Genomic DNA, 12,491 nt, shown 5'->3' with positions numbered 1-12,491 from the left:
GAACCCCGGAGGTGCCCGTGTTGCTGCTGTCCCCGCCCCGCTCCGCCCTCGACCGACGCCGCTTCCTCACGGGGGCGGCGGGGATGGCCGCCGTGCTCGGCGCCACGGCCTGCGGCGGGACCGACGACCCTGCCCCGGCGGGCGGCGCGACCCGGACGATCGAGGGGGCCTTCGGGCCGGTGGAGGTGCCGGTCGCCCCGCAGCGCGTGGTCAGCACCGACTTCTACACGCCGTGGGCGCTGCTCGACGTCGGGTACACCGTGGTCGGCACGGTGCAGGCGAACGTGGGCGGTGTGCTGCCGGAGTACCGGCCCGCCTACGAGGCCATGACCCGGATCGGCACGCCCGCGGAGGTCGACCTCGAGGCGCTGGCCGCGCTGCAGCCCGACCTCGTGCTGGGCACGCTCGTCCCGGACCTGCCCGTCGACCTCCACGACCGGCTCAGCGCCGTCGCGCCCACGCTGCTGTTCGAGGCCGCGCGCGAGCCGGGGACGTGGCAGGAGCGGGCGGTGCGCGCGGCCGACGTGATCGGCCGCGGCGCCGACGCCGAGGCCCTGCGCGCGGAGTACGAGCAGCAGGCCGCCGACCTCGGCGTCCGCTACGCCGACGTGCTGGGCCGCACCCGCTTCGCGCTGGTCCGCGGCGGCGCGCAGGGCAACGCGCTCGTCGACCTCCCGGCGTCGTGGAGCGGGGTGGTGCTGGAGGCGGTCGGGGCCCGGCTCGGCTCCGTCGCCGAGGGGAGGCCCGGCGTGTTCGAGCCGCTGTCGTTCGAGGAGCTCGGGCGCCTGGAGGACTGCGACGTCGTGCTGCACCTCGTCGACACGACCGGCGAGGTCGATGACAACACGCAGCGCCTGCTGGACCAGCCGACGTTCCAGGCGCTCCCCGCGGCGCGCGGGGGACGGGTGTTCCCGCTGCCCAACTACTACGTCAGCCACTACCGGCAGGCGCAGGCCGTCCTCGACCGGCTCGACACGGTCCTCGCCGGTCTCTGAGTCCCTCGGCGGGCCGACCTCGCACACCCGCTGCGCTCCTCGCACGGCGTCGACGCCGTGCGAGGTCACCACCCGGTGTGCGAGGTGCACGGCTGGACAGGCCGCGGGGGCCCCACGACGATGACCCCGGTGAGCGATGAGGCGCAGGGTGTCGTGTTCCCGGCCGACGCGTCGGGACGGCGCAGCACCACGGCGGTGGGGCGCGCGGTCCTGGCCGACGCGCTGCGCCCCGCCGATCCGGCCGGGGCGCGGGCCGCGGAGCAGGAGACGGCGTGGCGCACCCGCTACGTCGGGCACTTCCGGCGCCAGGTCGAGGCCGGGCTCGACAGCGCGCAGGCCTGGCTGGAGATGGCCGGCACGGGGCTGGAGTCGGTGGCCGACCGGATGGCCGTCGCACGCGACGGCGAGGAGGCCGGGGCGCGCACGCTGCTGACCGCGCCGCCGGAGCGGCCGCTGGAGACCGCCGAGGTCGTCGGCGTCCGGGACCCCGTCGACCGCCTCGTCGTGCCCTACCGCGGTGCCCGGCTCGAGGGCGACGCGCTGCGCGCCCAGCTCGCGCGGTGGCTCGCCGACGGGGTGCTGGAGCCGTCGGCGGCGCAGGCCGTCGAGACCGTGATCGACCACCCGGAGTGGCTCGCGCTGCCCGGGCGGGCCGTCGCCGTGCTCGGTGCCGCGTCGGAGATGGGCCCCGCGTCGACGCTGCTGCGCTGGGGCGCGACCGTCGCTGCCGTCGACCTCCCCCGCCCGGCTCTGTGGGAGCGGCTGGAGCGCACCGCGCGGGAGGGCGCCGGCCGCCTGCTCGTGCCGGTCCGCGACGGCGACGTCCTCGCCCGGGCCGCCGGCACCGACCTGATCGCCGACGTGCCCGCCGTCGCCCAGTGGCTGGGGGCGCGCCCGCAGCCGCTCGTGCTGGCCAACTGCCTCTACGCCGACGGCGGCACGCACGTGCGGCTCTCGGTGGCCGCCGACCTGCTCGCGCAGCGCCTGCAGACCGCGCGCCCGGGCCTCGCGCTCGCCTTCCTCGCCACCCCGACCGACGTGTTCGCGGTGCCGACCGAGGCCGTCGAGCACTCGGTGCGGGCCTACACCGGGCGCTCGCGCACCACCAAGCTCCTGGGCCGGCCGCTGCGCTGGGCGAGCCGCGGGCGGCTGCTGCACCGCAACTACCGCCCCGGCGCCGACCCCGGCGTCTGCGACGCCCTCGTGCCCGCCCAGGGCCCCAACTACGCGCTGGCCAAGCGGATCCAGCGCTGGCGCGCGGCCGTGGCGCGCGCCGCGGGCACCACGGTGTCCTTCCACGTCGCCCCGTCGAGCCGGACCACCTCGGTCGTCCGCAACCGCGCGCTGGCGGCGGCGTTCGCCGGGGCGCACCGGTTCGAGGTGGAGATCTTCGACCCCGCGACCTCGAACGCGCTCATGGCCGCGCTGCTCGTCCACGACCTGCACGCCCCGCCCGCCGGGCATGACCACCCCTGGCGGCACGAGGCGCACGCGGCGGTGCACGGCGGGCTGTGGCGCGGGCCGTTCGCCCCGCGCAGCGCGCTGGGGCTGGCCGCCGTCCTGGGCTACACGACCGCCCGCCAGTAGGGCCCGCGCCGGGAGGGCCCGCGCCCGGACAGCTCAGCCGCGCGTCGCGGCGATCACGCCGGAGAGCACGGCGTGCAGGTGCTCGAGCTCGGCCAGCGGCATGCCGAGCCGCTCGACCACGGCCGGCGGGATGCGCTCGGCCTGCTCGCGCAGCGCCCGCCCCTTCGGGGTGAGCGTGACGGCGAGCGTGCGCTCGTCGCCCCGGACCCGGTCGCGGCGGACGTACCCGGCCGCCTCCAGCCGCTTGAGCAGCGGCGACAGCGTGCCCGGGTCGAGCGCGAGCGCCGACGCGAGCTCGGTGACCGACCGCGGGTCGCGCTCCCACAGCGCCAGCATCACCAGGTACTGCGGGTGCGTCAGCCCCATCGGCTCGAGCAGCGGGCGGTACAGCGCGACGACGCCGCGCGCCGCGACGGACAGCGCGAAGCACACCTGCCGGTCGAGCTGCAGCAGGTCGGCCGGGGCCGCCTGCGTCGTCCCGTCGGGCGCACCGTCCATGGCTCCACGGTACCGATGCGCCGGTCACACCGGGCACACCGCGGCCAGGCGGCGCGCTATCGTGGAGGAACACTTGGTACCCCAATGATTGGCACACGATGACGCCGTCCGACATCACCCGACCCGACCCGTTCCACTGGCTCTGGTACGCCTTCGGCGGCGCGCTGCCCGCCCGCAACCGCGGCTGGGTGCTGCACGACCTCACCGCCCGCACCTGGCCGGTCCGCCAGCTCCTGCGCTCGCTCGTGCAGGTCTCGCCGGTCGCCGCGCTGCTCGTGGCGGTGATCCCCGGGGAGCTGTGGGTCCGGCTCGTGGCCGTGCTGGGCGGCATCCTGGTCGGGATGATCTACGCCGTGGCGTACCTGTACGAGGCGACGGAGCACCGCGCACTCAAGGCCGGCTACCCGCGCGGGGCGCTGGCCGCGGTGCGCGAGCGGGCGCACAGCGGCGAGCGGGCCGAGGCGGCGCAGCGGTACGCGGAGAAGTACCGCGCAGCCTGACCCCGCGTCCGGCCGCTCGAACAGCGCCCGAGGGCAGGCTAGCCTCACCACCGTGCCGCCCTCCCCCACGACGCTGCTGCGCTCCGCCCGCCTCGACGGCCGCACCGTCGACGTCCTGCTCCGCGACGGGGTGGTGGCCGCGGTCGGGGCGGACCCGGAGGTGCCGCCCGGGGCCGAGGTCGTCGACCTCGACGGCCGGTGGCTGGGCCCGGGGATGTGGGACAACCACGTCCACCTCGACGAGCACGCGCTCAACCGCACGCGGCTCGACCTGTCCGGCGCGACGTCCGCGGCCGCGGCGGCCGCGCTGGTCGGGGAGCGCCTGCGGGCCGGGGCGCCGGCGGAGGGGCTGCCGCTCGTCGGCTCCGGCTTCCGTGACGCGCTGTGGGCCGACGCGACGAGCCACGCCCTGCTCGACCGCGTGAGCGGGGACGTGCCCGTCGTCCTCGTCTCCGCCGACCTGCACTGCTGCTGGGTCAACAGCGCCGCCGCCCGCCGCTACGGGCACGCGGGCGACGCCGACGGGATCGTGCGCGAGACCGCGGGGCAGGAGCTGCGGATGGTGATCGGGCGGGTGCCCCGGGAGGCACTGGACCGGCAGGTCGCGGCCGTCGTCGCGGAGGCGGCGGCGCGCGGGACGGTCGGGGTCGTCGACTTCCAGGAGCCCTGGCAGCTCGACACCTGGACGGCGCGGCTGGCCGGCGGCGCGGGCGCGCTGCGCGTCTCGGTCTCGGTGTGGCCCTCGCACCTCGACGACGCCGTGGCGCGCGGCCTGCGCACCGGCGACGCCATCGCGGGCACCGGCGGGCTGCTCACGATGGGCCCGCTGAAGATCCTCACCGACGGCTCGCTGAACACCCGCACCGCCTACTGCCACGAGCCCTACGCCTTCCCCGCGGACGCCGCGCACCCGTGCGGGATGCTCCTGGTCCCCCCGGACGAGCTCGCGCCGCTGATGCACCGAGCCACGGCCGCCGGGATCGACGTGGCCGTGCACGCCATCGGCGACCGCGCCAACGGCCTCGTCCTCGACGCCTTCGCCGCGACCGGCGCCCGCGGGCGGATCGAGCACGCGCAGCTCCTGTCCGACGGCGACGTCGGCCGGTTCGCGGCGCTCGGCGTGGTGGCGAGCGTCCAGCCCGAGCACGCGGTGGACGACCGCGACGTCGCCGACCGGCACTGGGCCGGGCGCACGCACCGCGCCTTCGCCTACCGCAGCCTGCTCGACGCCGGGGCGGGGCTCGCGCTGGGCTCGGACGCCCCGGTGGCCCCGCTGGACCCGTGGACCACCCTCGCCGCGGCCGTCCGGCGCACCGGTGACGACCGGCCGTCGTGGCACCCGGAGCAGGAGATCCCGGTGGACGTGGCGCTGGCCGCGTCGGCGGGGCCGGACGGGCCGGTGGCCGTCGGGCGCCGCGCCGACCTGGTCGTCACCGACCTCGACCCGCGCACGGCGGACCCGGCCGCGCTCCGCGCGATGCCCGTGGCCGGGACCCTGCTCGGCGGGCGCTGGACGCACCGGCACGGGCTCTGAGCGGCGCGCACCGGTCTGGACCTTCACCGGTCGGTAAGCATAGGCTCCCCTCACCACCGCCTGTACGAGGAGACTCATGCGCGTCGTCGCGTTCGGATACATGACCTGGGGCCGACGGACGATCGAGGCGCTCCTCGACGCCGGTCACGACGTCGCGCTGATCGTCACGCACCCCGACAGCGACAACGCCTACGAGAAGATCTTCAACGAGTCGGTCGCCGACCTCGCGGCCGACCACGGGATCCCGCTGCTGGTCCGCGACCGCGCCGACGACGACGAGGTCCGCACGGCGATCGCCGACGCGCGTGCCGACGTCATGGTCGTGTCGAACTGGCGGACCTGGCTCGCGCCCGAGGTGTTCTCGCTGCCCCGGCTCGGCACGCTCAACGTGCACGACGCCCTGCTGCCCGCCTACGCCGGTTTCGCGCCGCTCAACTGGGCGCTGATCAACGACGAGCCCGAGGTCGGCGTCACCGCGCACATGATGGACGCCGAGTTCGACGCCGGCGACGTCGTGCTGCAGCGCTCCACCCCGGTCACCGACGACGACACGATCGTCGACCTGTTCGACCGCACGCTCGCGATGTTCGGCCCGATCACCGTCGACGCGCTGGAGCTGATCGCGCAGGGGCGCACCTCCTGGACCCCGCAGGACCGCCGCGCCGCGTCGTACTTCCACCGGCGCACCGAGGAGGAGAACCGGATCGACTGGACCTGGCCGCCGCGCGACGTGTTCAACCTCGTCCGCGCCCAGGTCGACCCCTACCCGAACGCCTACTGCTACCGCGGGGCCGAGCGCGTGCGGATCACCGCCGCGTCGCTGACCCCGGACGCGATCGGCGGCACCCCGGGCCGCATCGTGATCCGCCGCGGCACCGGCGTGGTGGTCGTCGCGGGCGCCGACGCGCGGCGCGGGCGCAACCCCGGGGTGCTCGTCGAGCGCGTCCGCACCGAGGACGGCCGCGACCTCGACGCCACCGAGTTCTTCACGACCATGGGCGGCTACCTCACCTCGCACCCGGCATGCTGACGGCGGGCATGCTGACGGCGGCCGCACCCGCGACCGGGACCGTCACCGGGCCGCAGGTCCTGCGCGGGGCCATCTCCTCCCAGCGCCGCGACGTCACCCTCGGGTCGCTGCTCGCCTCCTCGCACCAGGCCGGCGAGGCGCTGGTGCCGGTGATCATCGGCGTGGTCGTCGACACCGCCGTCGGCTCGGGCTCGACCGGCCTGCTGGCCCTGTGGATCGCGGTGCTCGCCGTGACCTTCGCCGGGCTGTCCTACTCCTACCGGTTCGGCGCGCGCGCCGCCGAGCGCGCGGCCGAGAACGCCGCGCACGACCTGCGGCTGCGCCTGACCCGCCGGGTGCTGCACCCGGGCGGTGGGGCCGACGCCGGGCGCCTGTCCGGGGAGCTCGTCAACACCGCCACCGAGGACGCCAAGCGGGTGGGCGCGGCGAACCTGGTGCTGCCCTTCGGGGTCGCGGCCCTGGTCGCGGTGCTGGTCAGCGCCGTCGTCCTGCTGACGGTCTCGGTGCCGCTGGGCCTGCTGGTGCTGCTGGGCACTCCCCCGCTCCTGCTGCTCACCCACTACGTGAGCCGGCCGCTGGAGCGGCGCAGCGAGGTCGAGCAGGAGCGCGCGGCCCACGCGTCCGGGGTGGCGGCCGACCTGGTCGCCGGCCTGCGCGTGCTCAAGGGGCTCGGGGCCGAGCGCGCCGCCGTCGACCGCTACCGCGGCACGAGCCAGGCCTCGCTGCTCGCCACCCTGCGCACCGCACGGGCGTTCGCGACGCAGGGCGGGGTCGTGGAGGCCTCGGCCGGGCTGTTCATCGCGCTCGTCGCGCTGGTCGGGGGCCGGCTCGCCGCGGACGGCGCGATCAGCGTCGGGCAGCTCGTCGCCACCGTCGGGCTCGCGCTGTTCCTCATGGAGCCGCTGCAGGTCGCGGGCTGGATGACCCTGGAGTTCGCGCAGGCGCGCGCCTCGGCCACGCGGATCGCGGCCGTGCTGAGCTCGCCGCCCGCCGTGACGGGCGGGGCCGCCCCCGGCCCCGGGCCCGTCCGCGGCGCGCTGCGCCTGCGCGGGCTGCGCCACGGCGCGCTGCGCGGCGTCGACCTCGACGTCGCCCCCGGCGAGCTGCTCGGGATCGTCGTCCCCTCGCCGGCCGTCGCCGCGGCCCTGCTCGCCTGCCTGGCGCGCGAGGCCGACCCGGAGGAGGGCAGCGTGGAGCTGGACGGTGCACCACTGGTCGGCGCCGACCCGACCGCCACCCGGACCGCGGTCCTCGTCGCCGCCCACGACGCCGTGCTGTTCGCCGGGACGCTGCTGGAGAACGTCCTCGCGGCCGGCGGCACCGGGCCCGCGGCCGAGCGGCTCGCCGGCCGGATGCTGGCCGCCGCGGCCGCCGACGAGGTGGCCGACGCCCTGCCCGGCGGCGTGCACGGCACGGTCGGGGAACAGGGCGGCTCGCTCTCGGGCGGGCAGCGCCAGCGCGTCGCACTGGCCCGTGCCCTGACCGCCGACCGGCCCGTCCTGGTGCTGCACGACCCGACGACGGCGGTCGACTCCGTCACCGAGGCGCGCATCGCCGGCGCCCTCCGGCGTGTCCGCGACGGGCGCACCACCCTGGTCGTGACGACCAGCCCCCCGCTGCTCGCCGCCACGGACCGGGTCGTCGTGCTCGACGCCGACGGCGTCCGCCGCAGCGGCCGCCACGCCGACCTCGTCGGTTCCGACGCCGCCTACCGCGACCTGGTGCTGTCGTGACCGCGCCCGAGCGCACCCTGCTGCCCCTGGCCTCCGCGGCGCAGACCCGCGCCGCGGTCCGGCTGCTCCTGCGCCCGCACCGGCTGCGCGCGGCCCTCGCGGTCGCGGTGCTGCTCGCGGGCAGCGCGGTGGGGCTGCTGGTCGCGCCGCTGCTGGGGCGGATCGTCGACGTCGTCGCGGACGGCGCCGGAGCCGGGGCCGTGACCGCGCCCGCGGTGGCCCTCGCGGCCGTCGCCCTGGTCGCCGCGCTGCTCAGCGCCCTGGGCCTGGCTCTCGTCATCGGTCTCGGCGAGCGGCTGCTGGCCCGGCTGCGCGAGCGGTTCGTGGAGCGGGCGCTCGCCCTGCCGCTCGAGGACGTCGAGCAGGCGGGGGGCGGCGACCTGACCGCCCGCGTCACCCGGGACGTCTCCGCGGTCGGCGAGGCCGCCCGCGAGGCCGTGCCGCAGCTCGTCCGGGCCGGGATGACGATCGGGCTGACGCTGCTCGCGATGGGCGTCCTGGACTGGCGCTTCCTCGTCGTCGCGCTGGTGGCGGTGCCCATCCAGGTGCACACCGCGCGCTGGTACGTCCGCACGGCCACGCCGGTCTACGCCGAGCAGCGCGTGGCGCTGGGTGCCCAGCAGCAGCAGCTGCTCGACACCGTCGGCGGGGCCTCCACGGTGCGCGCGTTCCTGCTCGCCGGGGACCACACCGACCGGGTCGCCCGCCGCTCGCGCGCCGCCGTCGACGTCACCCTGCACGGGATCACGCTGATCACGCGGTTCTACGCGCGCCTCAACCTCGCCGAGTTCGTCGGGCTCTCCGCCGTGCTGGTGACCGGGTTCCTGCTCGTCGGCGGCGGGTCGGTGTCGGTGGGCACGGCGACCGCGGCGGCGCTGTACTTCCACAACCTGTTCGGGCCGATCAACATCGCCCTGTCCACGATCGACGACGCGCTCGCCGCGGGCGCGAGCCTGGCCCGCATCGTCGGGGTCGCCGAGCTGCCGCCGGCCGCCGGGCCCGAGCACACCGGGACGCCGCTGGACGGCTCGGTGAAGGTGGCCGGCGTCGAGTACGCGTACACGACCGGCCACCCCGTGCTGCACGGCGTCGACCTCGGGATCGGGGCGGCCGAGCGGGTCGCGCTGGTCGGCGCGAGCGGCGCCGGGAAGACGACGCTGGCCAAGCTGGTGGCCGGGGTGCACCGACCCGACGGCGGCTCGATCAGCCTGGGCGGGGTGCCGCTCGACGAGCTCGGCCCCGAGCGGACGCGGCGGACCGTCGTGCTGGTGGCCCAGGAGGTGCACGTCTTCAGCGGCACGCTCGCCGAGGACCTGCTGCTGGCCCGCCCGCACGCCTCGCGCGCCGAGCTGCGCCACGCGCTCGCCACGGTCGGCGCCGACACCTGGGCCGACGCCCTGCCCGACGGCCTCGACACCGCCGTCGGCGAGGGCGCGCACCAGCTCACCGTCACGCAGGCCCAGCAGCTCGCCCTGGCCCGCCTCGTGCTGGCCGACCCGCCGGTCGCGATCCTCGACGAGGCCACCGCGGAGGCCGGCAGCGCGGGCGCCCGCGTGCTGGAGGGCTCCGCCGGCAGCGCGCTCGACGGCCGCACCGGGCTCGTCGTCGCCCACCGGATGACCCAGGCCGCCGCGGCCGACCGGGTCGTCGTGCTCGACGCCGGGCGCGTCGTCGAGAGCGGCACCCACGACGAGCTCGTGGCCGCCGGCGGGCGCTACGCCGACCTGTGGGCCGCGTGGTCGGCCACGCGGTCCTGAGACCGACCGTGAGTGGCGATCGTGGCCCTGGCCACGATCGCCACTCACGAGCCCGTCAGGGCAGCAGCCCCTCGTCCCCGTCCCCCTCGTCCCGCTCGTCCCGCTCGTCCCCAGGAGGATCACCGATGTCCCCGCTCCCCGTCCCCCCGCTCCCCCGCACCCGGTCACGGGGACGGCGGGCCGCGACGCTCCTCGCGACGGCCGCACTGCTCGCCGGCGCGGCCGCCTGCGGCGGCGCCGCCCCCGAGCCGGCCGACCCCGCGGCCCCGGCCGGGGGCGCGTACCCGGTGAGCATCGAGCACAAGTACGGCAGCACCGAGATCGCCGCCACCCCGGAGCGGATCGTGCTCGTCGGGCTCAACGAGCAGGACGCCCTGCTCGCGCTCGGCACCGTGCCCGTCGGCACCAGCAAGTTCCTCGAGGCGCCGGGCGGCATCTTCCCCTGGGCCGAGGAGGCCCTCGGCGGTGCCCCGCTGCCGACGCTGATCGACCAGACCGACGGCATCCCCTACGAGCAGGTCGCCGCGCTGGCCCCGGACCTGATCATCGGCCTGTACTCGGGCCTGACCCAGGAGGACTACGACACCCTCTCGGGCATCGCGCCGACCGTCGCGCAGCCGGCGGGCCAGGAGGACTACACGATCTCCTGGCAGGACACCACGACCACGCTCGGGAGGATCCTGGGCAAGGAGGACGAGGCTGCGGCGCTCGTCGCCGACACCGAGGCCGTGTTCGCGCAGGCGCGCGACGCGCACCCGGAGTTCGCCGGGCGGACCGCGGTGATGGCCACCCTCTACGAGGGCTACTACTTCTACGGGGCCGACGACGTCCGCGGCCGCACGCTCACCTCGCTCGGGTTCACCGTTCCCGCCGACCTCGACCAGTTCGTCGGGGCCGACGGCTTCGGCGGCACGGTCCCCGGTGAGCGGGTCTCCCTGCTCGACGTCGACGCGCTGGTCTGGCTGGCCGAGGAGAGCACCGAGTCCACGCTGCGCGCGGACGCGCTCTACAGCAGCCTCGGCGTCGTGTCCGAGGGCCGCGAGGTGTTCGTCGCGGACTCCGAGGACGTGTACGACGCCGTCTCGTTCGTGACGCCGCTGAGCATCCCGTTCGTCGTCGAGAACCTCGTGCCGCGCCTGTCGGCCGCCGTCGACGGCGACCCGGTGACGGTCGCGCCCGCCGCCTGACCCACCCGCACGCGACGAGGGCCCGGCCGGGAGTCCCGGCCGGGCCCTCGTCGCGTCGGTCGCGCGGAGGGGCGGCTCAGCCGCCGGTGCGCTGCCCGTCCCGCTCCATGGCCAGGGCCAGGCTGCGGGGGCGCAGGTCGGTCCAGTGCTGCTCGATGTGGTCGAGGCACTCCTGGCGCCCGGCCGGGCCGAGCCGGACCGACCAGCCGTCGGGGACGGGCACGAACGCGGGCCACAGCGAGTACTGGCCCTCGTCGTTCACCAGGGCGTAGAACGTGCCGTTCTCGTCGTCGAACGGGTTGGTGGACATGGCGGTGCTCCTGCTGGTCGGGGGCGGGGCTGGTCGGACGGGGTCTCAGGCCCCGGTGGCGGAGTGCGCGAGGCCGGCGGTCTGCCGGACGGGCCGGCGGGCGGCGATCGAGTCGGCGATCTCGCCGCTGCGCACCGCGACGTTGGACAGCAGCGTCGACGACAGCCCGTGGGTGTGCTCGGTGGCTCCCTGCACGTAGATGCCGGCCGTCACGTCGTCGTCGGTGACGACCCGGTAGTCGCGCCCGATCTCGAGGCGGCCCAGGCCGTCGCGGCGGCACTTCGGGGCCAGCGCGCCGAGCAGCCCGACCGGGTCCGAGGGCCGGTAGCCCGTGGCGTAGAGGACGAGGTCGGCGGTCAGCACCTCCCGGCTGCGGTCGACCAGGGACTCCACGGCCAGCTCGACGCGGTCGTCGGTCTCGACCACGTCGGCCACCCGGCTGACGTTGAGGAACCGCAGCCGCTCCCGCCCGCTGACCTTCTCGTGGTAGTGGCGGCGGTAGAGCGACTGGATCAGGTCGAGGTCGACGACCGAGTAGTTGGTGTTGCCGTGGTAACCGAGAATGAGCTCCTTGACCTCGCTCGGCGCCTGGAAGAAGTCGTCGACGGCGCCGGGGTCGAAGACCCGGTTGGCGAACGAGCTGTCGTCGGCGGGGCTGTAGCCGTAGCGGGCGAACACCGCGCAGACCTCGGCGTCGGGGAACGACCGGTGCAGGTGGTCCGCCGCCTCCGCCGCGCTCTGGCCCGCCCCGACCACGATCACCCGGCGGACGTCGGTGGCCCGGGCCGCCGCAGTGAGCAGGTCCCGGCTGTGCCAGATGCGCCGCCCGCTGCTGACCCCGGCCGGGAGGTGCGGCACCAGGCCGGTGGCGAGCACGACGTTGCGCGCCCGCAGCCGTCCGCCGTCCTCGGTGCGGACGTCGAGCAGGCCGGGGTCGTCGGCGACGGGGTCGATCCCGACGATCGTCGTGCCGTAGTCGACGCGGTCGCCGAAGCCCGCGGCGGCCCACTCGAGGTAGTCGTGGAACTCCAGCCGCGTCGGGAACGACGTGCCGTAGTTGATGAAGTCGACGAGCCGGTCCCGGTCGTGCAGGTAGGACAGGAAGCTGTAGCGGCTGGCCGGGTTGCGCAGCGTCGAGAGGTCCTTGAGGAACGACACCTGCATCGTCGCGTCCTCGATCAGCATCCCGCGGTGCCAGCCGAACCGCTCCTGGCGCTCGACGAACCGCGCCGAGAGCGGCGGGCCGCCCTGCGCGACGTGCTCCTCCACGGCGATCGCCAGCGCGAGGTTCGACGGACCGAACCCGATGCCGACGAGATCGTGGACGGGGCCGATGTCGACCGGTCTCACCTGCGGCATG

General features: G+C 76.3%; 11 protein-coding genes. 8 read left to right on the top strand and 3 right to left on the bottom strand.

What is annotated here, in order from left to right; translation table 11 throughout:
• The first annotated feature begins 17 nt into the window (after window positions 1–17).
• Both HOP40_RS19255 and HOP40_RS19250 read left to right on the top strand, forming a co-directional pair.
• Window positions 18–995 (top strand): ABC transporter substrate-binding protein, encoded by a 978-nt coding sequence (locus HOP40_RS19255; RefSeq protein WP_172160547.1) that lies wholly within the window; start codon window positions 18–20, stop codon window positions 993–995.
• A 129-nt stretch (window positions 996–1,124) separates the two neighbouring features.
• Complete coding sequence (locus HOP40_RS19250; protein WP_205346820.1) at window positions 1,125–2,582, top strand: hypothetical protein; 1,458 nt, start codon at window positions 1,125–1,127, stop codon at window positions 2,580–2,582.
• Window positions 2,583–2,615: 33 nt separating this feature from the next.
• Here HOP40_RS19250 and HOP40_RS19245 read toward each other — a convergent pair whose 3' ends face one another.
• The gene (locus HOP40_RS19245) at window positions 2,616–3,080 is read right to left on the bottom strand and encodes a MarR family winged helix-turn-helix transcriptional regulator (protein ID WP_172160543.1); all 465 of its coding nucleotides are present in this window, start codon (window positions 3,078–3,080) and stop codon (window positions 2,616–2,618) included.
• A 98-nt stretch (window positions 3,081–3,178) separates the two neighbouring features.
• Here HOP40_RS19245 and HOP40_RS19240 point away from each other — a divergent pair, with 98 nt between their 5' ends.
• The 6 genes from HOP40_RS19240 to HOP40_RS19215 all read left to right on the top strand — a co-directional run bounded on the left by HOP40_RS19240 (window position 3,179) and on the right by HOP40_RS19215 (window position 10,821).
• The gene (locus tag HOP40_RS19240; RefSeq protein ID WP_172160541.1) at window positions 3,179–3,580 is read left to right on the top strand and encodes a DUF5313 family protein; all 402 of its coding nucleotides are present in this window, start codon (window positions 3,179–3,181) and stop codon (window positions 3,578–3,580) included.
• Between the two features lie 52 nt (window positions 3,581–3,632).
• A complete protein-coding gene (locus tag HOP40_RS19235; RefSeq protein WP_172160539.1) occupies window positions 3,633–5,114 on the top strand; it encodes an amidohydrolase in 1,482 nt (493 codons plus the stop codon).
• Between the two features lie 76 nt (window positions 5,115–5,190).
• Window positions 5,191–6,144: a methionyl-tRNA formyltransferase gene (locus HOP40_RS19230; protein WP_172160537.1), complete on the top strand. Its 954-nt coding sequence runs from the start codon at window positions 5,191–5,193 to the stop codon at window positions 6,142–6,144.
• On the top strand, window positions 6,138–7,877 hold the full coding sequence (locus HOP40_RS19225) for an ABC transporter transmembrane domain-containing protein (protein WP_240157150.1): 1,740 nt from the start codon (window positions 6,138–6,140) through the stop codon (window positions 7,875–7,877). The genes HOP40_RS19230 and HOP40_RS19225 overlap by 7 nt, the downstream gene beginning before the upstream one ends.
• Window positions 7,874–9,634 (top strand): ABC transporter ATP-binding protein, encoded by a 1,761-nt coding sequence (locus tag HOP40_RS19220; protein ID WP_172160535.1) that lies wholly within the window; start codon window positions 7,874–7,876, stop codon window positions 9,632–9,634. Before HOP40_RS19225 ends, HOP40_RS19220 begins: the two co-directional genes overlap by 4 nt.
• A 125-nt stretch (window positions 9,635–9,759) precedes the next feature.
• On the top strand, window positions 9,760–10,821 hold the full coding sequence (locus tag HOP40_RS19215; RefSeq protein WP_172160533.1) for an iron-siderophore ABC transporter substrate-binding protein: 1,062 nt from the start codon (window positions 9,760–9,762) through the stop codon (window positions 10,819–10,821).
• A 76-nt stretch (window positions 10,822–10,897) separates the two neighbouring features.
• Here HOP40_RS19215 and HOP40_RS19210 read toward each other — a convergent pair whose 3' ends face one another.
• Entirely contained in the window at window positions 10,898–11,131 is a 234-nt protein-coding gene (locus HOP40_RS19210) for an MbtH family protein (protein WP_172160531.1), read from the bottom strand.
• A gap of 45 nt (window positions 11,132–11,176) precedes the next feature.
• The gene (locus tag HOP40_RS19205; protein WP_172160529.1) at window positions 11,177–12,490 is read right to left on the bottom strand and encodes a lysine N(6)-hydroxylase/L-ornithine N(5)-oxygenase family protein; all 1,314 of its coding nucleotides are present in this window, start codon (window positions 12,488–12,490) and stop codon (window positions 11,177–11,179) included.
• Between the last annotated feature and the right edge of the window lies 1 nt (window position 12,491).

The organism is Pseudonocardia broussonetiae (assembly GCF_013155125.1).
In the GTDB taxonomy this organism is placed as follows: domain Bacteria; phylum Actinomycetota; class Actinomycetes; order Mycobacteriales; family Pseudonocardiaceae; genus Pseudonocardia; species Pseudonocardia broussonetiae.
The sequence above is the reverse complement of the archived record's forward strand: the minus strand, read 5'-3'. Positions and strand labels throughout refer to the sequence as shown.

Excerpts from the sequence above, each read along its gene's own strand:
- HOP40_RS19245 (WP_172160543.1), bottom strand. The coding sequence starts at position 3,080 with ATGGACGGTGCGCCCGACGGGACGACGCAGGCGGCCCCGGCCGACCTG.
- HOP40_RS19240 (WP_172160541.1), top strand. The coding sequence starts at position 3,179 with ATGACGCCGTCCGACATCACCCGACCCGACCCGTTCCACTGGCTCTGG.
- HOP40_RS19230 (WP_172160537.1), top strand. The coding sequence starts at position 5,191 with ATGCGCGTCGTCGCGTTCGGATACATGACCTGGGGCCGACGGACGATC.
- HOP40_RS19225 (WP_240157150.1), top strand. The coding sequence starts at position 6,138 with ATGCTGACGGCGGGCATGCTGACGGCGGCCGCACCCGCGACCGGGACC.
- HOP40_RS19215 (WP_172160533.1), top strand. The coding sequence starts at position 9,760 with ATGTCCCCGCTCCCCGTCCCCCCGCTCCCCCGCACCCGGTCACGGGGA.
- HOP40_RS19210 (WP_172160531.1), bottom strand. The coding sequence starts at position 11,131 with ATGTCCACCAACCCGTTCGACGACGAGAACGGCACGTTCTACGCCCTG.
- HOP40_RS19205 (WP_172160529.1), bottom strand. The coding sequence starts at position 12,490 with ATGCCGCAGGTGAGACCGGTCGACATCGGCCCCGTCCACGATCTCGTC.